This window comes from Aquabacterium sp. (assembly GCF_035476535.1).
GTDB lineage: Bacteria > Pseudomonadota > Gammaproteobacteria > Burkholderiales > Burkholderiaceae_C > Pseudaquabacterium.
In genome coordinates, this window is record NZ_DATILJ010000272.1 from 8,864 (window position 1) to 29,666 (window position 20,803).

The 20,803-nt window shown below is 68.5% G+C and carries 21 protein-coding genes; 8 read left to right on the forward strand and 13 right to left on the reverse strand.

Annotated features, from left to right (window positions below):
• Positions 1–140: 140 nt before the first annotated feature.
• The 7 genes from VLK61_RS27035 to VLK61_RS27065 all read right to left on the reverse strand — a co-directional run bounded on the left by VLK61_RS27035 (position 141) and on the right by VLK61_RS27065 (position 8,351).
• Positions 141–932, reverse strand: coding sequence for an enoyl-CoA hydratase (locus VLK61_RS27035; protein WP_325425875.1), 792 nt, complete (start codon positions 930–932; stop codon positions 141–143).
• On the reverse strand, positions 929–2,020 hold the full coding sequence (locus VLK61_RS27040) for a GGDEF domain-containing protein (RefSeq protein WP_325425877.1): 1,092 nt from the start codon (positions 2,018–2,020) through the stop codon (positions 929–931). Before VLK61_RS27040 ends, VLK61_RS27035 begins: the two co-directional genes overlap by 4 nt.
• Positions 2,017–3,300, reverse strand: coding sequence for an MFS transporter (locus VLK61_RS27045; protein WP_325425879.1), 1,284 nt, complete (start codon positions 3,298–3,300; stop codon positions 2,017–2,019). The genes VLK61_RS27040 and VLK61_RS27045 overlap by 4 nt, the downstream gene beginning before the upstream one ends.
• Positions 3,297–5,111 (reverse strand): ABC transporter ATP-binding protein, encoded by a 1,815-nt coding sequence (locus VLK61_RS27050; protein WP_325425881.1) that lies wholly within the window; start codon positions 5,109–5,111, stop codon positions 3,297–3,299. Before VLK61_RS27050 ends, VLK61_RS27045 begins: the two co-directional genes overlap by 4 nt.
• Positions 5,101–6,843: an ABC transporter ATP-binding protein gene (locus VLK61_RS27055; protein WP_325425883.1), complete on the reverse strand. Its 1,743-nt coding sequence runs from the start codon at positions 6,841–6,843 to the stop codon at positions 5,101–5,103. The genes VLK61_RS27050 and VLK61_RS27055 overlap by 11 nt, the downstream gene beginning before the upstream one ends.
• A 54-nt stretch (positions 6,844–6,897) precedes the next feature.
• Positions 6,898–7,653: an SDR family NAD(P)-dependent oxidoreductase gene (locus VLK61_RS27060; protein ID WP_325425885.1), complete on the reverse strand. Its 756-nt coding sequence runs from the start codon at positions 7,651–7,653 to the stop codon at positions 6,898–6,900.
• 65 nt (positions 7,654–7,718) lie between these two features.
• Complete coding sequence (locus VLK61_RS27065; RefSeq protein ID WP_325425887.1) at positions 7,719–8,351, reverse strand: RluA family pseudouridine synthase; 633 nt, start codon at positions 8,349–8,351, stop codon at positions 7,719–7,721.
• A gap of 117 nt (positions 8,352–8,468) precedes the next feature.
• Between VLK61_RS27065 and VLK61_RS27070 the strand changes: the two genes are divergently transcribed.
• From VLK61_RS27070 to VLK61_RS27085, 4 genes are read left to right on the forward strand one after another with little or no spacing between them, the layout of a single operon-like run.
• A complete protein-coding gene (locus tag VLK61_RS27070; RefSeq protein ID WP_325425889.1) occupies positions 8,469–8,954 on the forward strand; it encodes a Spy/CpxP family protein refolding chaperone in 486 nt (161 codons plus the stop codon).
• A gap of 7 nt (positions 8,955–8,961) precedes the next feature.
• Entirely contained in the window at positions 8,962–9,420 is a 459-nt protein-coding gene (locus VLK61_RS27075; protein ID WP_325425891.1) for a methyltransferase family protein, read from the forward strand.
• A gap of 9 nt (positions 9,421–9,429) precedes the next feature.
• The gene (locus VLK61_RS27080) at positions 9,430–10,113 is read left to right on the forward strand and encodes a response regulator transcription factor (protein WP_325425893.1); all 684 of its coding nucleotides are present in this window, start codon (positions 9,430–9,432) and stop codon (positions 10,111–10,113) included.
• Between the two features lie 20 nt (positions 10,114–10,133).
• Complete coding sequence (locus tag VLK61_RS27085; protein WP_325425895.1) at positions 10,134–11,438, forward strand: HAMP domain-containing sensor histidine kinase; 1,305 nt, start codon at positions 10,134–10,136, stop codon at positions 11,436–11,438.
• Between the two features lie 9 nt (positions 11,439–11,447).
• Here VLK61_RS27085 and VLK61_RS27090 read toward each other — a convergent pair whose 3' ends face one another.
• Together VLK61_RS27090 and VLK61_RS27095 are read right to left on the reverse strand one after the other, a co-directional pair.
• Positions 11,448–12,248 (reverse strand): DUF3047 domain-containing protein, encoded by an 801-nt coding sequence (locus VLK61_RS27090; RefSeq protein ID WP_325425897.1) that lies wholly within the window; start codon positions 12,246–12,248, stop codon positions 11,448–11,450.
• A gap of 122 nt (positions 12,249–12,370) precedes the next feature.
• On the reverse strand, positions 12,371–12,622 hold the full coding sequence (locus VLK61_RS27095) for a hypothetical protein (protein WP_325425899.1): 252 nt from the start codon (positions 12,620–12,622) through the stop codon (positions 12,371–12,373).
• Between the two features lie 485 nt (positions 12,623–13,107).
• On the opposite strand from VLK61_RS27095, the gene rsgA reads away from it, so the two are divergent.
• Positions 13,108–14,208, forward strand: a complete 1,101-nt coding sequence (gene rsgA / locus VLK61_RS27100) for a ribosome small subunit-dependent GTPase A (protein WP_325425901.1) — start codon at positions 13,108–13,110, stop codon at positions 14,206–14,208.
• A gap of 70 nt (positions 14,209–14,278) precedes the next feature.
• Here the strand turns inward: rsgA and VLK61_RS27105 are convergent, their stop codons facing one another.
• Entirely contained in the window at positions 14,279–15,478 is a 1,200-nt protein-coding gene (locus tag VLK61_RS27105) for a tryptophan--tRNA ligase (protein WP_325425903.1), read from the reverse strand.
• A gap of 68 nt (positions 15,479–15,546) precedes the next feature.
• Here VLK61_RS27105 and purN point away from each other — a divergent pair, with 68 nt between their 5' ends.
• The 3 genes from purN (at position 15,547) to VLK61_RS27120 (ending at position 18,873) form a co-directional block, all read left to right on the forward strand.
• A complete protein-coding gene (purN, locus tag VLK61_RS27110; protein ID WP_325425905.1) occupies positions 15,547–16,176 on the forward strand; it encodes a phosphoribosylglycinamide formyltransferase in 630 nt (209 codons plus the stop codon).
• A gap of 42 nt (positions 16,177–16,218) precedes the next feature.
• Complete coding sequence (locus VLK61_RS27115) at positions 16,219–17,481, forward strand: RsmB/NOP family class I SAM-dependent RNA methyltransferase (protein WP_325425907.1); 1,263 nt, start codon at positions 16,219–16,221, stop codon at positions 17,479–17,481.
• 174 nt (positions 17,482–17,655) lie between these two features.
• Positions 17,656–18,873: a DesA family fatty acid desaturase gene (locus VLK61_RS27120; RefSeq protein WP_414636874.1), complete on the forward strand. Its 1,218-nt coding sequence runs from the start codon at positions 17,656–17,658 to the stop codon at positions 18,871–18,873.
• A gap of 150 nt (positions 18,874–19,023) precedes the next feature.
• Here the strand turns inward: VLK61_RS27120 and rpmG are convergent, their stop codons facing one another.
• The 3 genes from rpmG to trxB all read right to left on the reverse strand — a co-directional run bounded on the left by rpmG (position 19,024) and on the right by trxB (position 20,630).
• On the reverse strand, positions 19,024–19,194 hold the full coding sequence (rpmG, locus tag VLK61_RS27125; RefSeq protein WP_325425911.1) for a 50S ribosomal protein L33: 171 nt from the start codon (positions 19,192–19,194) through the stop codon (positions 19,024–19,026).
• 27 nt (positions 19,195–19,221) lie between these two features.
• A complete protein-coding gene (rpmB, locus tag VLK61_RS27130) occupies positions 19,222–19,455 on the reverse strand; it encodes a 50S ribosomal protein L28 (RefSeq protein ID WP_325425913.1) in 234 nt (77 codons plus the stop codon).
• A 218-nt stretch (positions 19,456–19,673) separates the two neighbouring features.
• Positions 19,674–20,630 carry a thioredoxin-disulfide reductase gene (gene trxB, locus VLK61_RS27135; RefSeq protein WP_325425916.1) on the reverse strand — a complete coding sequence of 319 codons (957 nt, stop codon included), beginning with the start codon at positions 20,628–20,630 and terminating at the stop codon, positions 19,674–19,676.
• Positions 20,631–20,803: the final 173 nt, after the last annotated feature.

Consider the following 20,803-nt stretch of genomic DNA (forward strand, 5'->3'; position numbering starts at 1 on the left):
TTCTACGGATGCCAGTTGGGCCGCGGGGGCGTAGTCTGCGCATGTCGCTGTGCTGGAACCGATGCTTCCGGCGTCTGCAGCGGCGAAGCGATGAGGAGCATTGACCCCTGGTGCGCAGGCGCCAGGGGTTCTTTTTTGCCCTAACTGCGGCGGTTGCGTTCCCGCACCGCTTCGCGGCGCTGCTCCACCCCACCCGCATCCACTTCGCTGTTGAAGGCCGCGGCACGCTGGCGTTCCAGTGCCAGGGCTTCACCCAAGGGCAGGGCGTAGCCTTCATTGATGATGGCCTTGTAGCGCCTCAACATCGCCGGCAGCGTGCCCAGCATGTCCTGCGCCAGCGCGCGGGCCTGCGTCAGCAGATCGTCGGCCGGCACCACGCGGTTCACCAGGCCCCAGGCGGCGGCCTGCTCGGCCGGCACCCAGTTGCCGGTGAACGAGACTTCACGCGCGCGGTACGGCCCGATCACCCGCGACAGCTTCTGCGACAGACCCCAGCCCGGCGCGATGCCGACGCGGGCATGGGTGTCGGCGAAGCGCGCCTCCGGGCTGGCCAGCAGGATGTCGCAGGCCAGCGCCAGTTCGAAGCCGCCGGTGACCGCCGCGCCATTGATTGCGCCGATCACCGGGCCGTCGAAGCGGGCCAGGGCTTGCACCGGGTCCTTGGCGCGCTGGCCCGAAGGCTTCAGGCCACCGACGCTGCCTTCGCCGGCGCCGATCTCCTTCAGGTCCAGCCCGGCGCAGAAGGCGCGGCCGGCGCCGGTCAGGATCAGCACCCGCACGCCGGGATCGGTGGCCAGCCGGTCGATCTCGTCGGCCAGCGCGGTCAGCAGGCTGCGTGATAGTGCGTTCATGGCCTGCGGCCGATTCAGCGTCAGCACCGCGTAGCCGGCGGGGTGGACTTCGGTGAGCAGCAGGTCTTGCGGCGTGGTCATTGCAGGATCTCGACGCGGTTGCGGCCGTTGCGTTTGGCCTGGTAGAGCGCGGCATCGGCGTTGTGCACCAGCGCCGTGGCGCCGGCGCCGGCCAGCGGCACGCTGGCGGCCACGCCGATGCTGACGCTGATGGGATAACCGCCTTCGACCATCGCACTGCAATCTGCCGAGGCCACGGCGCGGCGGATCAGCTCGGCCATCTCCAGCGCACCCGAGGCCGCCGTGCCGGGCAGCACCACCGCGAATTCCTCCCCGCCATAACGCGCGGCCATGTCGCCGGCGCGGCGCACGTTGTCGCGGATGATGCGGCCGACCCGCGCCAGGAAACCGTCGCCGGTCTGGTGGCCGAACAGGTCGTTCAGCTGCTTGAAGCGGTCGACGTCGATCATCATCAGGGCCAGCGGCGTACCGTCGCGCAGCGCCCGGTACCACTCCTTCTGCAGCGTGCTGTCGAACTGGCGGCGGTTGGGCAGGCCGGTGAGTGCATCGGTGGAGGCCAGCGCCGACAACTCGGCATTGGCCTGGCCCAGCGCTTCTTCGGCATGCTTGCGCTGGTCGGCATCGCGCAGCGTGACCAGGTAGTCGCCCAGGCCGTTGCCCGGCGGCAGCGGCGCCACGCGCGCTTCCACCCAGCGCGTGCTGCCGTCGAGGCGCAGCGCGCGGAACAGGTCGGGCCCGCGCCCGCCTTGCGCGGATTTCGTGAAGTGGCGGGCGATGAAGGCCGCGCGCTCCTCGGGCACGAACAACTCGGCCAGCGTGTGGCCGTTCAGCTCGCGCGGTGCGCAGCCGAGCAGGCATTCGGTGGCCGGCGAGGCGTAACAGATCGCCAGGTCGGCATCCACCGCGACGATCAGGTCGATCGAGTGTTCGGCCAGCAGCTTGAAGCGGGTGTCGGCCTCGGCTTCGGCGCGCTTGCTGACCGAGATGCGGCGCCCGTCGCTCAAGCTCAGCTGGCTGCCGCGGGTGGACGCGTGGCCACGGTGGTGGCGGTTGGCGACGAGGGCGCGGCCGTTGGCGTCGGCCAGGCTGAAGCCCAGACCAAAGCCTTCCAGCAGCTGCGCAAGCGCATGGAAATCAGCCTCTTTCAAGCCTTTGTTCCCCCCGGATGCGACGCGTCGTCGGCACGGACCAGCCGATCACGCTGCGCAAGGGCAGGGAACAGCCGCATCCACGACACCACAACCAGCAGCGTGCCGATGCCTCCCGACACCGCGGATGCTACCGGTCCCAGCCACGCAGCGATAGCGCCGGATTCGAATTCTCCCAACTGATTGCTGGCGCCGATGAACACCGAGTTCACCGCGCTGACCCGGCCACGCATCTCGTCCGGCGTCTCCAGCTGCACCAGCGTCTGGCGGATCACCACGCTGATCATGTCGGCGGCGCCGGAGACGGCCAGCGCCACCAGCGACAGCCAGAACGCGGTCGACAGGCCGAAGACCACCATCGTCAGCCCGTACACGCCCACCGCGCCCAGCAGCCAGGCGCCGGTGCGGCGCTGCACCGGCCAGCGGGCCAGCGCCAGCGACATCAGCAGCGCGCCCACCGCCGGCGCGCCGCGCAGCAGGCCCAGGCCGGCCGGGCCGACCTGCAGGATGTCCTTGGCGAAGATCGGCAGCAGCGCGGTGGCGCCGCCCAGCAGCACCGCAAACAGATCCAGCGAAACCGCACCCAGCATCACCTTGCGCTGGGCGATGAAGGCCAGGCCGGCGAACAGCGAGCGCAGCGACGCTGACTCCTTGGCGCGCTGCACGGGCCGCGGACGCAGGCCGGCCACGGCCAGCCAGGCCCCGGCGAAACACAGCGCCGAGACGCCGTAGACCAGCACGGCGCCGGTGGCTCGCAGCGCCACCAGGACGTCCGGCCGCACCGCATACAGCAGGCCGCCGAGCGCCGGCCCGGCGATCACCGCGCCCTGCAGTGCGGTGGCCGACAGCGCCAGCGCGCGCGGCAGCTGCACGAATGACACCAGCTGGGGCAGCAGGGCCTGCGAGGCCGGCATGTGGAAGGCCCGCACGGCACCGAGCACGACCGACAGCAGCAGCACGCCGTTGCGGCCCAGCACCTGCTGGTGCGTGGCCGCGGCCAGCGCGATGGCCACCGCCATCTGCACCGCGGTGGCGATGGCCAGCACGCGCTGGCGGTCGCTGCGGTCGATGGTGTGGCCAGCCGGCAGCGCCAGCAGCAGCGCCGGCACGAACTGCGCCAGGCCGACCAGGCCGAGGTCCCAGGCGCTGCCGGTGAGCTCGTACATCTGCCAGCCCAGCGCCACCATCGTCATCTGGCCGGCGGCGGTGCCGGCCATGCGCATGCACCAGAAGCGCAGGAAGTCGGGCTGCCGCAGCAGCGGTGAGGCATCGGAATTCATGCGGCCAGGTCCTCGTCGTCTGCCGCGTCGCTGTCCAGCGATTCGAGCTGCTGCAGTTGCACCAGGCGCTGGTACAGGCCGCCGGCGATGGCCATCAGCGCGGCGTGGCTGCCCTGCTCGGCGATGCGGCCATGGTTCAGCACGACGATCTCGTCGGCCTCGCGGATCGTCGACAGCCGGTGCGCGATGGCCACCACCGTGACGCGGCCGTGCAGCGCGGTGAGCGCCTGCTGCACCACGGCTTCGGTTTCGCTGTCGATGTGCGAGGTGGCCTCGTCGAGGAACAGGATGCGCGGCCGGCCAGCCAGTGCGCGGGCGATGGCGATCAGTTGCTTCTCGCCGACCGACAACCGCGCGCCGCCTTCACCCAGCGGTGTCGCATAGCCCTGCTCCAGGCGGCGGATGAAACCGTCGGCATGCGCCGCGCGGGCGGCGGCTTCGATCTCGGCGGGGCTCAGGCCGCGACCCATGTCGATGTTCTCCGCGGCGCTGGCGGCCAGCAGGAAGGGCTCCTGCGGCACCAGGCCGACGGCGCGGCGGAAGGCCTCATCGCCGATCTCGGTGACGGGCTGATCGTCGATCACCAGGGTGCCCGGCGGCGCGACATAAAAGCGCAGCAGCAGCGACAGCAGCGTGCTCTTGCCGCTGCCGGTGTGGCCGACGATGCCGACGAAACTGCCCGGTGCGATCTCCAGGTTCAGCCCGTGCAGCACCGGCCGGCCGGGCAGGTAGCCGAAGTCCAGCTGGCGCACGCTGATCGCGCCGGCGCTCACCGTGCCGGCGGCCTGCGCCGCGGGCGCTTCGGCTTCGTCCAGCAGCGTGTTCACGCGCGCGGCAGCCACCATCGCCTGCTGCAGCTGGGAGAACTGCATCGTGATCTGGATCAGCGGCTCGACGACGCGGGCGATGTAGCTGACGAAGGCGTAGAGCACACCGACCTGCACCGCACTCATCGCGGCACCGGCGCCGCCTTCGACGCGGTGGCCGTAAACCGCGATCACCGCGCCCAGCATCGCGACGTTCAGGAAGTCCAGCGCCGGCCGCAGCAGCCAGGCATTGGCGCGCAACTCGTCGCGGCGGGCGGCGTAGTGCGCGGCGTTGGTTGCCGCGAAGCGGGCGCTGAAGCTGCCGTCGGCGCCCGCGGCCTGGATCACCGGCATGCCGGCGATCGACTCGGCCGCCTGCGCGTTGATGTCGCTGCGCAGTGCGCGGCTCTTGGTCACCGCCGGCGCCGACCAGCGCTGGTAGAGCCAGACGATGCCGAACACGGCCGGCACCAGCGTGGCCACGATCAGCATCAGCCGCCAATCCAGCAGCGCCATCACCACCATCATGCCGGTGAGCATGATCACGCTGTCCAGCATCACGAACAGCACCTGCACGTACAGGCCCTTCACCGCCTCGGTGTCGTTGGTGACGCGGCTGACCAGCTGGCCGGTGATTGCGCGATCGAAAAAGCTCATCGGCAGCCGCAGCACATGGCCGTAGACGGATTCGCGGATGCGCTGCACCGAGCGCATCGCCAGCCCGGCCAGCCGCACCAGCTGGCCATAGCGCAGCCAGCCGGCGAGACAGCCCGCCACCAGCGCACCGCCCAGCAGGCCGGCGATGGCCGGGATGTCGGCATGGCGCGGCAACAGGTAACGGTCGATGAAGGCCTTGCCCAGCACCGGGCCGATGGCTTCCAGCGCGGTGGCGATCGTCAGCCACAGCAGGGACGTGCGCAGCAGCGCCTTCTCCGGCGCCGCGGCGCGCAGCAGCAGCGCCAATGCGGCGCGGCGTTCGTCGGCCGGTGCCGGTTCAGGCTTCATCGAGCGAGGCCTCGAGTTGCTGCACGCGCCATTGCGTGGCGTACCAGCCCGCGTGCTCGACGAGTTCGTGGTGCGTGCCGAGTTCGCTGACCTGGCCGTGGCGCAGCACGGCGATCTGGTCGGCATCGAGCAGCGTCGACAGCCGGTGGCTGGCGATGATCACCGTGCGGCCCTGGCGCGCCTCGCGCAGCGCGGCGAGGATGCGGCTCTCCGTCTCGGTGTCCACCGCCGACAGCGCGTCGTCCAGCAGCAGCAGCGGCGCATCGGCCAGCAGTGCGCGGGCGATGGCCACGCGCTGGCGCTGGCCGCCGGACAGCGTGACGCCGCGCTCGCCCACCGGCGTGTCGTAGCCCTGCGGCAGCTGCAGGATGTCGTCGTGCACGCAGGCCTGCCGCGCGGCCTGCTCGACCATCGCACGCGTGGCCTGAGGCCGCGCCAATGCGATGTTATTGGCGACGCTGGCCGAGAACAGGAAGGCCTCCTGCGGCACCCAGGCGATGCCGGCGCGCAGTGCGGCCAGGCTGTGGTCGGCCACGGCCACGCCGCTCCAGTGGAGGCTGCCGTGCTGCGGCGCCCATTGGCGCAGCAGCAGTTTCAGCAAGGTGCTCTTGCCCGCGCCGGTGGGGCCGACCAGGCCCAGCGTGCGGCCGGCCGGCAGGGTCAGCGACACATCCTTCAGCGCCAGCTGCGACTGGCCGGGGTAGCTGAAGCGCAGGCCGCGGGCCTCGATGGTGCCGGGCGTCACACGTTCGACGCTGCCGTGGTCGTCGATGGCCAGCGGCTCGGCCAGCACCGGTGCCAGCCGGCCCCAGGCCGCGCGGCCGCGTTCGATCAGCGACAGCACCCAGCCGGTGGCGAACATCGGCCAGATCAGCTGGCCCAGGTACATGCCGAAGCTGGTGAGCTGGCCTACCGTCATCTCGCCGCGCCAGACCAGCCAGCCGCCGAAGCCGAGCGACAGCACGATGGCGGCGGTCAAGGTGAAACCCACCGCGGGCTCGTAGGTGGCTTCCCAGCGCTGGGCCTTCAGGCTGGTGATGGCCGCCGCATCGGCCAGTTCGGCGAAGCGCCGGCTGCTGCGCGCTTCCAGCCCCAGCGCGCGCAGGGTGCGCACGCCCGACAGGGTTTCCTGCACATGGTCGTTGAGGTGGCTGAAGGCGTCCAGCGCCTCGCGCGAAGCGTCGTGCACGTGGCCCGAGATCCACCAGAACGACAGCGCCATCGCTGGGAACGGCAGCAGCACCACCAGCGCCAGGCGCCAGTCGACGCCGAGCGCCATCGTCGCCACCACCAGCAGCAAGGTCAGCGTGCCGTCGAAGCCGGCGAGCATGGCCTCGCCGGCGGCCATCTCTACCGCATCGACATCGTTGGTGGCCAGGGCCATCAGATCGCCGGTGCGGCGCGTCTGGTAGAAGCGCGGACCTTGCAGCGCCAGGCGCTGGTACAGCTGTGTGCGCAACTCCACGCCCATGCGGTAGGCGGCCGAGTAGAGCTGGATGCGCCAGGCCACCCGCAGGCCGTAGATCAATACGCCGGCGGCCAGCAGCCAGGCGATTTCACGCCACAGCGCCGGGCCCGACAGGCCTTGCGACACCAGCCCGTCGACCATGCGGCCGATCTGTCGCGGCAGCCAGACGATCAGCAGCGCAATCATGAACAACATCGCCCCTGACGCGGCATAAGCGCGCCAATGCCGAAGCACGAAGCCACCGATCAGGCGGGACAAGGTCATGGGGGTGTGCCGGGCAACGCAATCATGTGACGATTGCGAGCCGGGGCGCGGATTCTACGTTCGCAGGTCCGCCACGGCGTCGGTGCCGAAATCGGGTGCGTGCAGCCGCTTCAGCAGCTGTTCGGCGCAGGCTTGCGGGCTCAGCAACTGGCCCGCGGCCTTCAGCTGCACGAAGCGCTCGCGGTCCGGAAAGGCCACCGGGTCCATCGCCCGCAGTTCGCTTTGCATGTCGGTGTCGATCACGCCGGGGGCCATTGCCACCACGCGCGCCGGGTTCGGCAGCGTGGCCTGTTCCAGCGCCAAAACGCGGCTCAGGTGGTCCATGCCGGCCTTGGCGGCGCAGTAGGCCGCGCTGCCGGCCATGGCGCGCCGGCCCAGGCCGGACGAGATGTTCATCACCCGGCGCTGGCCTGGCCAATCGGCAGTGACGTCGAGGAAGGCCGCGCACAGCAACAGCGCTGCTTCGAGCCCGACACGCAGCGCATTCGACAGCACCGGCAACGGGATCCGGCCCAGCGGCGCACCACCGCCGATGGCGCCGGCGTTGTTGATCAGGCTGGCGCTGCCCAACAGCGCGGGGTCGAACGCCGCCAGCCATCGGCGCAGCGTGTCGGCCACCGGCAGTGGGTCGCCGAGATCGGACTCCCATTGTTCGAGCCGCCAGCCTGCCGCGTCGGCGCGGGCCTGCAGCGTGGCATTCGCGTGCCGCGCGATGCCGAGCACGATGTGGCCGGGTTGCAGCAATTGCTCGACCAGTGCGGCGCCAACACCGCGTGATGAGCCGGTAACGATGAAGAGGTGTTGAGCCATGCGGCGCAGCATACGTCAGGCCTGGGGCCGGCCGGCGAGCAGCAGGACCTGTCGCAGCACCGGGTTCAGAACGGCGGCGCGCTGCGCAAGTCCAGGGCTTGTTCGGTGAGCGGATGCGCCAGCTGCAGCCGGCTGGCGTGCAGCAGCAGCCGCGCTGCGGCGGTGGCCACTGTGGGTGGTGCGTACAGGGTGTCGCCGACGATGGCGTGGCCGATGGCCATCAGGTGCACACGCAGCTGATGCGAGCGGCCGCTGAAAGGGTGCAGTGCCACGCGCGTGCGGCCACTCGCCTCGTCGCGCGAGAGCACGTGCCAGCGCGTCAATGAAGGCTTGCCGTGGTCGATGTCGACCTTCTGGCGTGGCCGGTTCGGCCAATCGGCGATCAGGGGCAACGTGATTTCGCCGCTGTCGTCGGCGATCAGGCCATCCACCACCGCGACATAGGTCTTGTCGACGCGGCGTTCGGCGAACGCGACGCTCAGCGCGCGCTGTACCACCGGCCCGCGCGCCAAGAGCAGCAGACCCGAGGTGGCCATGTCGAGGCGGTGCACGATCAGCGCGTCGGGATACACCCGCTGCACACGGACCGAAACGCAATCGGCGTTCTGCGGGCCCCGGCCTGGCACCGCCAGCAGATCGGCGGGTTTGTCGACGGCCAACAGCGCGTCGTCGGCGTGGATCAGCGGCGGCAATGTCACGGCGCCAGCATAGCGATGAAAAGAAACGATACACGCCGATACCGCGGTGAGAAGACCGCCGCGAGCCGCCCGGCGACGATGCGGGCCATGTTCAACACGGGATCGAAAGCACACACCATGCGACGCTGGCTCAAACGCACCCTGATCGGCCTCTTCGGCGCCACCTTGCTGGTCGGTGGCGGCCTGGCTGCATGTTCCCACCACCGCTATGGCCATGGCAGCTGGCCGATGAGCGAGGCCGACGCCGCCAAGCTGCGCGAACGGGTCATCGACAAGGCCAGCCGCGAACTGCAGCTCGACGACGCGCAGCGCACCCGGCTGGGTGTGCTGGCCGACGCGGTGAAAGCGCAACGCAACGCGCTGGTGGCCGGCACGCCGAACCCGCGCGCGGATCTGCAAGCGCTGGTCGCCGGGGCGCAGTTCGACCGCGCCAAGGCCCAGGCGCTGATAGAAGGCAAGACCAGCGCGGTGCGCGAACACTCGCCGGTGCTGGTGACGGCCTTCGGCGACTTCTACGACAGCCTGCGTCCGGAGCAGCAGCAGAAGCTGCGCGAGTTCATGGCCCGCGGCCGTCACGGCCGTCACGGGCATTGGCAAGGCTGAGGCCATCATGGTGGCCGCACGATGGGTGAGCCTGCGTCCGCCACGGCTGGCGCAGGGTCTGGGCGTGCTCGCACTCACCGGGCACCTGATGTTGTGGGGCACGGCCGCGCCGCTGGGCCGGCTGCCCGCGCTGGGCGCCGGGCTGGCGCTGGCCGGCATGGCCTGGATGCTGTGGGCCGCCTGGTGCTTCCGCCAGGCGCAGACGACGATCTTCCCGACCGGCATGCCGACCATGCTGGTCGACGAAGGCCCGTTCCGCTTCGGCCGCAACCCGATGTACCTGGGCCTCACCGTGGCCATCGCCGGCCTGGCGGTGGCGCTGGGCTCGCCCTTGCTGGTGCTGGCCGCGCTGCTGTTCTTCAGCATCGTCGCGTGGGTGCACGTGCCCTTCGAGGAGCAGCGGCTGCGGCAGGTGTTCGGCGGTTGGTACAGTGACTATGCGGCCAGCGTCCGGCGCTGGCTGTGAACCGCCTTCATGCACCACATCCTGCTGATCGACGACGACGAACACCTGGCGCCACCCTTGGCCGCTTACTTGCGGCGTTTTGACCTCGAGCTGTTGTCGGCGCTGCGCCCCAGCGACGGCTTGGCGCGGCTGGCCGAAGGCGGTGTCGATGCGGTGATCCTGGACGTCATGCTGCCGGAGATGGACGGCTTCGAGGTCTGCCGGCGCATCCGCCGCGACAGCGACATCCCCGTGCTGATGCTCACCGCGCGCGGTGACCTGACCGACCGTGTCGTCGGCCTCGAACTCGGCGCCGACGACTACCTGCCCAAGCCCTTCGAGCCGCGTGAACTGGCCGCGCGCCTCCAGACCATCCTGCGGCGCGTGCGACCGGCGGCGGCGGAGCCGCCCGCCACGCAGCTGCGCTTCGACGGCCTGCTGATCGACACCGAGCGTCGCGAAGTGCGGCGCCAGGGCGAGGCCATCGAGCTCACCGGCACTGAATTCGAGCTGTTGCTGCTGCTGGCGCGCGAGCCGCACAAGGTGTGGAGCCGCGACGACATCCTGAACCGCCTGCGCGGCCGTGATGCCGATCTGTACACCCGCGCGGTCGACATCCTGGTCAGCCGCTTGCGGCGCAAGCTGGAGCCGGTGGCCTGCATCAAGACCTTGCGCAACGCCGGCTACACGTTCGCGCTGGCGCGCAGCATTTGAGCCGCGAGCCGGAGCCCTGCTTGCCGCCCTGGCACCGCCACCGTCACCGCGAATGGCATCGCCGCTTCCGCCATTCGCTGCGCTGGCGGCTGGTGGCGCTGTTCCTGCTGCTGGCGCTGGGCACCACGCTGGTCTTCATCGGCGGCACCCGCCAGGTCATTGCCACTGGCTGGCGCGAGCTGGTGCAACCGCTGTTCAAGGACTACGTCGATCGGCTGGCCGCCGAGATCGGCAGCCCGCCCGACATCGTGCGCGCGCAGGCGCTGGTGCAACGCCTGCCGATTGCCGTGCGCATCGAAGGGCCCACGGTGAACTGGGCCTCGCATGTACGCGTGCGCAGCGGTTACGACCCCGCCGTGCAGACGTTTCTGAGCCGAACTACCGCCGACGGCCATGTGGTCCGCTTCGGCCTGGGCGAGTGGCACACCGACGACCGGCGCCATGTCGTGGTGGGCGTCGCGCTCACCGGTTTGCTGCTGCTGCTGGGCCTGGCCTTTGCCTATGTGCGCCACCTGTTCCGGCCGCTCGATGACATTCGCGCCGGCGCGCTGCGCTACGGCGGCGGCGACTTTTCGCAGCCGATCCCACTGCGGCGCAACGACGAGCTCGGGGACCTGGCGGCCCAGGTCAACGGCATGGCCAGTGGTCTGCAGCAGCTGCTGGAAGGCCAGCGCGGCTTGCTGCTGGCGATCAGCCACGAACTGCGATCGCCGCTGACGCGAGCCCGGCTGAATGCCGAACTGGTGGCCGAGGGCGAGGCGCGGGATGCGCTGCTGCGTGACCTGGCGCTGATGCGCGACATGGTCAGCGACCTGCTGGAAAGTGAGCGCCTGGCCGGCGGCCATGCCGCGTTGCAGCGCGAGGACAGCGACCTGCAGGCCTTGCTGCGGGAGGTGGTTGCACAGCATTTTTCCGGCCAGGCCTTTGCGTTGCGCCTGGATCCCGCGCTCCCGCGCCTGCCGCTGGACCGGGCCCGCATGCAGATGCTGCTGCGCAACCTGCTCGACAATGCGCTGCGGCATAGCGCTGGATCGACGCGGCCTGTGCAGGTACTGAGCAGTGCGGACGCGCAGGCGCTGAGCCTGGTGGTGCGGGACCATGGACCAGGCGTGGCCGACGCCGATCTGGCGCGGCTGGCCCAGCCGTTCTACCGGCCGGACACGGCGCGCACTCGCAGCAGCGGTGGCGTGGGGCTGGGGCTGTACCTGTGCCGGCTGGTGGCGCAATCGCACGGCGGCGAGCTGCGCTTCCGCAACGCGCAGCCGGGGCTGGAGGTCACGCTGCGTTTGCCGCTGCCGGGCGCGCCGGCGGCCGCCGGTGTTTGAGGCGGTGGCTCAAGCGCCGCGTCGCCGGCTGAGGCTGATATCGCCGTACCAGGTCTGGAAGTCGTGCTTCGTCGCATCGCTGTCGGTCAGCACGCCCACGCTGGTGATCAGGCCGGGCGCTTCGCCGAATGCGCGCTGGAAATCGGCCACCACGTTCCGTTCATAGTGCAACCAGCGGCCGGCGCCGCTTTCCACCGTCAGGTAGCGCACGCGGGATGTGCGGTGGTTGTGCACCACCGTCTCCGGCGGCAGCGTGCCGTCCCACACGTACATCAGCGTGGCGTAGGGCACACGATGCCCGGTGAACAGTTCGACCTGATCGAACAGCAGCCGGTCACGCAGCGACAGCTTCGCGTGGTCGCCGTCGAAAGCCAGGATCACGCGGGCGGGCGAGTCGTCGCGCTCCGGCGTGTCGACCGCGGGCGGCGACGAGATCTGTTGCACCCGCCAGCTGAAGCGCAGCTGCGCCGCACGGTGCGGGTCGATGCGCACGGCGCAGCGCATGCCACTGGCCGCGGCGCTGGACCGCGCATGCAGCACCGGGCGATCGTTGCCGGGAACGATGGTGTACTGCGTGGCGGCCTTGTCGCGCCGGATCACATAAGGCAGCCAGCCGGTCGGCTGCGTGCTGCCCATGGGGGATGCGGAGAACGCAGGCACCCCTTCGCTGGAATCTGCCGGTCCCTGGATGCGCGGGCTGGCGCAACCGCTCAGGCCGATCGCGCCCAATCCCAGCAACTGCCGCAGGCAGGCCCGGCGTTCAACGGGGGCATCCATGCCAACGAGCCGGTCGGAAAGCAGCGGGGCCATGCACAACATCCTTGCCAGATACGGGCCCCGGCAACCGGCGCGATGCACCGGGCCGCGGCCTCGACCAGCATGTTATCGGTTGTTTCCGCTCCGTCTGGAGCGGCTCAACCGGGCCCCGGGACTCACTGCTGTTCTTGCGAACGGTAGACCGCGGCGCGCAGGTCGGCGGCAAAGCCGGGGTCCGTGGTCTCGATGCGACGCGCCCAGTCCAGCACTTGTTGGGCCGTTTGCGGCTCGGTCTTGGCTTGCTTGAGTTGCCAGGTGTCCATGCGGCGCAGCAGGCCGATGATCACGGCGGCGCCATTGGCGAACATGCGGGAACCACGCGGAATGGTCGTGCGGGTAGCGCGGCCGAATGTCATGGATGCGGACATGTGTGTACTCCAATCGAAAAGAACCGAACCCGGTTTGGATTCGTGTTTGTGCAGTGCAGTATAGGGTTTATACCAATCAACGGGTAAACCCTAGGGGTAAGCCGTGCTGGGGACTGTGGACTAGCGCACACACTCGGCCTCGGCACATGGCCCTCTCGGCCGGCTGCAAAGGAGATTGACGCTGCGGCCGCAGCCGATCACACTCGCGGCCTTGTCTCAACCCGACTGTCGAAGGAGGACTGCCATGACTGCCCTTGTCACCACCCCTTCGTCGGCCCGCGCACGCTGATCCAGCGTTGCTGCCCGGCTGGCCGATCCCTGGTGATTGGCCGCCGTTCCTGGACGGACCCCCGATAGCGCGCCCTCGCGGCGCGTGCCGACACCGCTGATTGCCGCTGGTGCTGCCGCAGGGCCGCGCCGGTGCTCGGGCTTGGCCGCTCTGCCGGCCGGCCCCTTCCGGGTTTGGAACGGATTGATCCGACATGATGGATTCGCTTGATTTCGAGGCGTTGCGCAGCATCGGGCTGACGACGCCCATGCGCCAGCAACTGCCTTCGCTGGACCTCGACGAGAACACGCGCTTGCTGCGCGTGGTGGAAGTGCAACGTGAACACCTGCTGCTGCACGATGGCCAGGCCGAGCAGCGCGGCCGCCTGGCCACGGCGCTGGTGGATCGGCTGCAGCAGGATGACGACGCGGTGGCCGTCGGCGATTGGGTGCTGGTTCGACCCGATGGCCAGGGCGGCGGCCACATCACCGAGCGCCTGGCGCCGCTGACGCAACTGGCCCGCCGCGTCAACGACGGTCGCGGCAGCCCGCGGCGGCAAGTGCTTGTCAGCAACGTCGACACGGCCTTGCTGGTCATGGGCCTGGACCATGACTTCAACCTGCGGCGGCTGGAGCGCTACCTGGCACTGGTGCGGCTGGCCGGCGTTGACGCGCTGCTGGTGCTGACCAAGGCTGACACGGTGGACGTGGCCCAGTTGGCGCGGCGCACGGCCCAGGCGCGCGACTGCCTGCCGGCCGCGATGAGCCTGCTGGCGCTGGACAGCCGCGATGCCCGGGCCGCCTCAGCGCTGCAGCCCTGGGTCGGGGCCGGGCAGACGCTGGTGCTGCTGGGCTCCAGCGGCGCCGGCAAGAGCACGCTGACCAACACCTTGACCGGGCTGCAGAGCGGCCAGGGCGGCCAGTTCACCGGGGCCGTGCGCGCCGATGACAGCCGCGGGCGGCACACGACGACGGTGCGCACCTTGCGGCGCACAGCGGCCGGTGCCTGCATCATCGACACACCGGGCCTGCGTGCGTTGCGCCTGGATGTCGGCGACGAGGAGCAGCTGTCCGAGGTCTTCGGCGATGTGGCGCGGTGGGCCGCGTCATGCCGCTTCCGTGATTGCCGGCACCAGGACGAGCCGGGTTGCGCAGTGCGCGAGGCGGTGCCGCCGGAGCGACTGCGCAACTTCCAGAAGCTGCTGCGCGAAGCCCGCCGCGATGCGATGACGGTGCTGGAGCGTCGCGAGCAACTGGCCGTGTGGAAGGCGCGCGGCCGCGAGGGCGCCATGCGGGCCAAGGCCAAGCGCTCCGGCTGATGCCGGTGACGCGGCGGCGAGACCTTCTACACGCTGGAGAGGCCGCCTCAGCGAGGGCGGCTGAGGGCGGTCAGTAGTTCAGGCCCATCGCGTCGCGCACGTCCTTCATGGTCTGGCGCGCGACGGTGCGCGCCCGCTCGGTGCCCATCTCGACGATCCAGTGCACCTGCTTCGGATTGGCGAGGTAGGCCTCGGCGCGTTCGCGCCAGGGTTGTTGCTCCTTCAGCACTGCATCGACCACCGGCTGCTTGCATTCGAGGCAGCCGATGCCGGCGGTGGTGCAGCCCTTGACGACCCAGTCCTTGGTCGCGGCATCCGAATACACCTGATGGAACTGCCACACCGGGCAGCGTTCCGGATTGCCGGGGTCGCTGCGGTGCACGCGTGCCGGGTCGGTGGGCATGCGTCGAAGCTTCTGCTCAACCATCGCCGGCTCCTCCCGCATTGCAATGGTATTGCCGTAGCTCTTGCTCATCTTCGCGCCGTCCAAGCCGGGCAGCTTGGTCACCTCGGTGTGCAGTGCCTGCGGCTCGGGCAGGATGGTGCGGCCGCTGCCCTTCAGGTGGCCCAGCAGCTGCTCGGTCTCTTCGGGCGTCAGCACGGCGGCGGCCTTGCGTACCACCGATTCCCCCTTCGCCAGGGCCTCAGGCGTGCCGTTCTGGCCGAACTCCTTACGCTGCTTCTCGAAGTAGCGCGCATCGTCCTTGCCCAGCTTGGTCAGTGCCGCAGCGATTTGCGCTTCGAAGCCGGCGCCGCGGCCGTACAGGTGGTTGAAGCGGCGGGCCACTTCGCGCGTCAGCTCCACATGCGAGGCCTGGTCTTCGCCCACCGGCACGTAGGCCGCCTTGTAGATCAGGATGTCGGCCGCCTGCAGCAAGGGGTAGCCCAGGAAGCCGTAGGTCGCGAGGTCGCGGTCCTTCAGCTTCTCGATCTGGTCCTTGTAGGTCGGCACGCGCTCCAGCCAGCCCAGCGGCGTGCCCATGGCCAACAGCGTGAACAACTCGGCATGCTCGGGCAGGCGGCTCTGGATGAAGATCGTGGCCTTCTCGGGATCCAGGCCGGCGGCGATCCAGTCGATCACCATGTCGTAGACATTGCGCTCAATGACTTCGCGGTCTTCGTAGTGCGTGGTCAGCGCGTGCCAATCGGCGACGAAGTAGAAGCAGTCGTACTGTTCCTGCAAGCGCACCCAGTTCTTCAGCGCGCCGTGGTAATGGCCGAGGTGCAAGGCGCCGGTGGGGCGCATGCCGGAAAGTACGCGGGGTCGCATGGCGGGTGGTTTCGGTTGCGGGGTCGGCCATTCTCGCTCAGTGCCAAGACGTAAACTCCGCCCCCGTCATGAAGCGCATCGTCATCCTGATTTCCGGCCGCGGCTCCAACATGGAGGCCATCGTGCAGCGCTGCGCCGCTGAAGGCTGGCCGGCCACGGTGGCGGCGGTCATCGCCAACCGGCCGGACGCCAAGGGCCTGGCCTTTGCGGCGGCGCAGGGCATTGCCACCGCAGTGGTCGATCACAAGCAGCAGGCCTCGCGCGCAGCGTTCGACGACGAACTGGCGCGGGTGATCGATGGTTTTGCGCCCGATCTGGTGGTGCTGGCCGGTTTCATGCGCATCCTCGGCGATGCGTTCGTGCAGCGCTACGAAGGCCGCATGCTCAACATCCACCCGTCGCTGCTGCCGGCCTTTCCGGGCCTGCACACGCATCGGCAGGCCATCCTGGCGGGCTGCAAGCTGGCCGGTGCGACGGTGCATTTCGTGACCCCGCAACTTGACCATGGGCCTATCGTCATGCAGTCGGCCGTGCCGGTGCTGCCGGGTGACGATGAAGCGGCGCTGTCGGCGCGGGTGCTGGCCACCGAGCATGTGATCTATCCGCAGGCGGTGCGCTGGTTCGTCGAGGGCGCGCTGCAGTTCACCGAAGGGCGGGTTCTTCAACGAGACGGCGCAGCCCAGCTGTTGATCGGCTGAGGCCGCCAAGGCCCCGCGGGACGTGGCGGGGATAATCGCTGCATGCACCCTACCGCCTTGCTGGACCTGGTCACCGAACTGCTGAAGTCCGTTCTGAAGCTCGACATGCCGGCCGACGCCATCGTCTCGGCCTATTTCCGCAAGCACCGCGAACTTGGTCCCCGCGAGCGGCACACGCTGGCCGAAACGGCCTACCACGTGCTGCGGCGGCGCACGATGCTGATGCACCTGTCGCAAAGTGGCAGTGGTGCACTGGAGCGCCGGCTGGCCATCCTGGGCTGGCAGGGGCCTGACGCTTTGCTGCGCGGCGCAATGGGCGCCCATGAGTTGCAGTGGCGCAACCAGGTCAATTCGATCGACCGCGCCGGGTTTTCGGAGAAATTGCGCCACAACCTGCCGGATTGGCTGTCCGGCGCGCTGCGCGCGCAATTGCCGGACGACGAGTTCTGGGCGCTGGTGGCCACGCTAGAACAGGTGGCGCCGCTGGACCTGCGCGTCAACACGCTGAAGGGCCGGCGCGAGGACATGCAGCGTACCTTGGCCGAAGCCGGCATCGAAGCGCTGACCACGCCGTATTCGCCCTGGGGCCTGCGGGTGCACGGCAAACCGGCACTGAACAAGCTGGATCTGTACACGCACGGCGGCGTCGAGGTGCAGGACGAAGGCAGCCAGCTGCTGGCCTTACTGGTCGATCCCAAGCGCGGCGAGATGGTGGTCGATTTCTGTGCCGGCGCCGGCGGCAAGACGCTGGCGCTGGGGGCGGCCATGCGCAGCACCGGGCGCTTGTATGCCTTCGACGTGTCGGGCCACCGGCTCGAAGCGCTGAAACCGCGGCTCAAGCGCAGCGGCTTGTCGAATGTGCATCCGGCGCACATCGCGCATGAGCGCGACGACCGCGTCAAGCGGCTGAGCGGGAAGATCGACCGCGTGCTGATCGATGCGCCATGTTCCGGCCTGGGGACCTTGCGTCGCAACCCTGACTTGAAGTGGCGCCAGTCGCCGCAGGCGGTTCAGGAGCTGCGCGCGAAGCAGCAGGCCATCCTGGCCAGCGCGTCGCGGCTGGTGAAGTCCGGTGGCCGCCTCGTCTATGCCACCTGCAGCCTGCTGCGTGCTGAGAACGAGGACATCGCTAAGGAATTCTCTGAAGCGCACAAGGACTTCGTGCTGCTGCCGGCCGCCGAGGTGCTGGCCGGTGCTCACGTGGTCGATGCCGCGACGCTGACCACCGAAGAAGGCTTCATGCGCCTGTGGCCGCACCGGCATGCCACCGACGGCTTCTTCGCCGCCGTCTGGCAGCGGACCTGATGCGGGTATTCAGCTAGCCCGCCGGGCGCGCCGCTTGCCAGCGAGCTTGTCGGCCCCATCTGTTCGAAAGTGCTGCTTTTGTTAGGCAGTTTCCACAACAGACAGCGAAGGGGTGTCACCTACAATCCCTAACCCGCTGTTTTCACGCGGGAAGGCTGAACAATGACTGTGATGATGACCTTGTGGGATGCGCTGATCAACTGGCTGGCCAACGGCCTGTGGTCCCAGGCGTCGTGGTGGCAGATCCTGCTGGTCACCCTGGGCATGACCCACATCACGATCGCATCGGTCACGATCTTCCTGCACCGGGCCCAGGCGCACCGTGCGCTCGAACTGCACGCCATCCCCTCGCACTTCTTCCGCCTCTGGCTGTGGTTGACCACCGGCATGGTGACCAAGGAATGGGTCGCCATCCACCGCAAGCACCACGCCAAGTGCGAAACCGTTGACGATCCGCACAGCCCGGTGGTCAAGGGCATCAAGACGGTGCTGCTGACCGGCAGCGAGTTGTATCGCGGCGAGGCCAAGAACCAGGAAACCATCCAGAAGTTCGGCCACAACACGCCGGACGACTGGATCGAGCGCAACCTGTACACGCGTTACAGCTGGCAGGGCGTGGGTCTGATGCTGATCATCAACCTGGCCTTGTTCGGCGCCATCGGCGCCACGGTGTGGGCAGTGCAGATGCTGTGGATCCCGATCACCGCGGCCGGCATCATCAACGGCATCGGCCACTATTGGGGCTACCGCAATTTTGAAGCCACCGATGCGTCGACCAATGTGCTGCCCTGGGGCATCATCATCGGTGGCGAAGAGTTGCACAACAACCACCACACCTATCCGACATCGGCCAAGCTGTCGGTCAAGCCTTTCGAGTTCGACATCGCCTGGGGTTACATCCGCGCGCTCGAGATCCTGGGCCTGGCCAAGGTGCGCAAGACCGCGCCGCAACTGCAACTGGGCCCGATCAAGCCGCAGGCGGATGCCAAGACACTGGAAGCCATCATCGCCAACCGCTACGAGGTGATGGCCAAGTACGCCAAGGACCTGCGCGCGGCCTGTGCCGCCGAACTGCAGCACCTGAAAAGCCAGGGTGCCAAGAACTCGGCCCGTCTGGCCGATCTGCAACTGGCCAAGCGCTGGCTGCACCGCGACGACGAGAAGATTCCCACCGCCGTGAAGCCGCAACTGGCCAGCGCGATCAGCGACAGCCCCCAGCTCGCGAAGCTGGTGGCCATGCGCGAAGAACTGCGCCAGCTCTGGACGCGCACCAATGTGTCGGCCGAGCAGTTGGTGTCGGACCTGCAGGCCTGGTGCAAGAAGGCCGAGGCCAGCGGCATCGTCTCGCTGGAACAGTTCTCGCTGAAGTTGCGGGCTGCGCGCGCGATCTGAGCCGCCTGCCTGCACGGCCACGCTGAACGAACGGGCCCTGCGGGGCCCGTTTTCATGTCGGTCGATGTTGACCATGAATGAGTGGTGCGCGCGCAGACGGCAAAAAGCCCGCACAGGGCGGGCTTCGTCGGGTACTGAAACCTCAGCCGATCACTTTAGCTTGGTTTCCTTGTACAGCACATGCTTGCGCGCCTTCGGGTCGAATTTCATGAATTCGAGCTTCCCGGGCGTGGTCTTCTTGTTCTTGTTGGTGGTGTAGAAATGGCCGGTTCCTGCAGAGGATTCCAGCTTGATCTTTTCGCGTCCGCCTTTGGCTGCCATGGTCAGTGCTCCTGATGTGCGGGGTGATTAGAGCTCGCCCTTGGCGCGCAGGTCGGCAACGATCTTGTCGATGCCCACCTTGTCGATCAGGCGCAGCGCGGCGCTGGTGACACGCAGACGAACCCAGCGGTTTTCGCTCTCGACCCAGAACCGGCGGTATTGCAGGTTGGGCAACCAGCGGCGCTTGGTCTTGTTGTTGGCGTGGGAGACATTGTTTCCCACCATCGGGCGCTTACCCGTGACTTGACAGACGCGTGCCATGACGCTTCTCCAGACTCTTGACTGTTGCAGGCTCGGCAACCAGAGCAGGGGGTTGGTGTCTGAATCCGATGAGATCAACTCCTCGGATTTGATACGCCGCCTGATGGCTGCCCTTCGAAGTTTCCGCAGCGCGTGCGCCGCGTGCTTGGCACGTCAGCGCTTTAGCCGCTTTCGGCAAAGACCGCGATTATAGCCAGACTTTGCCCGCGTCCGGTCGCTCAGCTTTGCTGCTCGAGGAAGCGCTGTGCATCCAGCGCCGCCATGCAGCCCGTGCCGGCCGAGGTGATGGCCTGGCGGTAGACGTGGTCCTGCACATCGCCGGCGGCAAACACACCGGGCACGCTGGTCATCGTCGCCATGCCGCTCAGGCCCGAGCGGGTGACGATGTAGCCGTCCTTCATCTCGAGCTGGCCCTTGAAGATGTCAGTGTTCGGCTGGTGGCCGATGGCGATGAAGCAGCCTTTCAGCGTCAGCTCGCGGGTGGCGCCGGTCTGGGCATGCTTCAGCCGGATGCCGGTGACGCCCGAGGCGTCGCCCAGCACTTCGTCCAAGGTTTCGTACAGCTCCAGCACCAGCTTGCCCGCGGCCACCTTCTCGTGCAGCTTGTCGATCAGGATCGCTTCGGCGCGGAACTTGTCGCGCCGGTGCACCAAATGCACCTTGCTGGCGATGTTCGACAGGTACAGCGCTTCTTCGACCGCGGTATTGCCACCGCCGACCACGGCCACGGTTTCGTTCTTGTAGAAGAAGCCGTCGCAGGTGGCGCAGCCGCTGACACCACGGCCCATGAAGGTCTCTTCCGAAGGCAGGCCCAGGTACTTGGCGCTGGCGCCGGTGGCGATGATCAGCGCATCGCAGGTGTATTCGCCGCTGTCGCCCTTCAGGTGGAACGGCCGTTTCGACACGTCGACCTCGTTGATGTGGTCGAACACCATCTGCGTCTGGAAGCGTTCGGCATGCTCCTGGAAACGCTGCATCAGCTCGGGCCCTTGCACGCCCATCACATCGGCCGGCCAGTTGTCGACATCGGTGGTGGTCATCAGCTGGCCGCCCTGGGCCATGCCGGTCACCAGCACCGGCTTCAAGTTGGCACGGGCAGCGTAGATCGCCGCGGAATAGCCGGCGGGGCCGGAGCCGAGAATCAGGACGCGGGCATGCAGGGGTGTGGAGCTCATGGGAGGGTGGTGTTTCAGTGGGCGCGCAGTGTCGCGCCGCGGTGACGGGAGATTGTCACATGGGGGTCGTTGGGTATACCCGTAAGCCTGTCAATCGGCACAATAGTGAAATTGATCAGAAATGCGGCATATTGCCGACGGGTGCCGGGTGGGCCCTCTGGCACTTTCGGGTG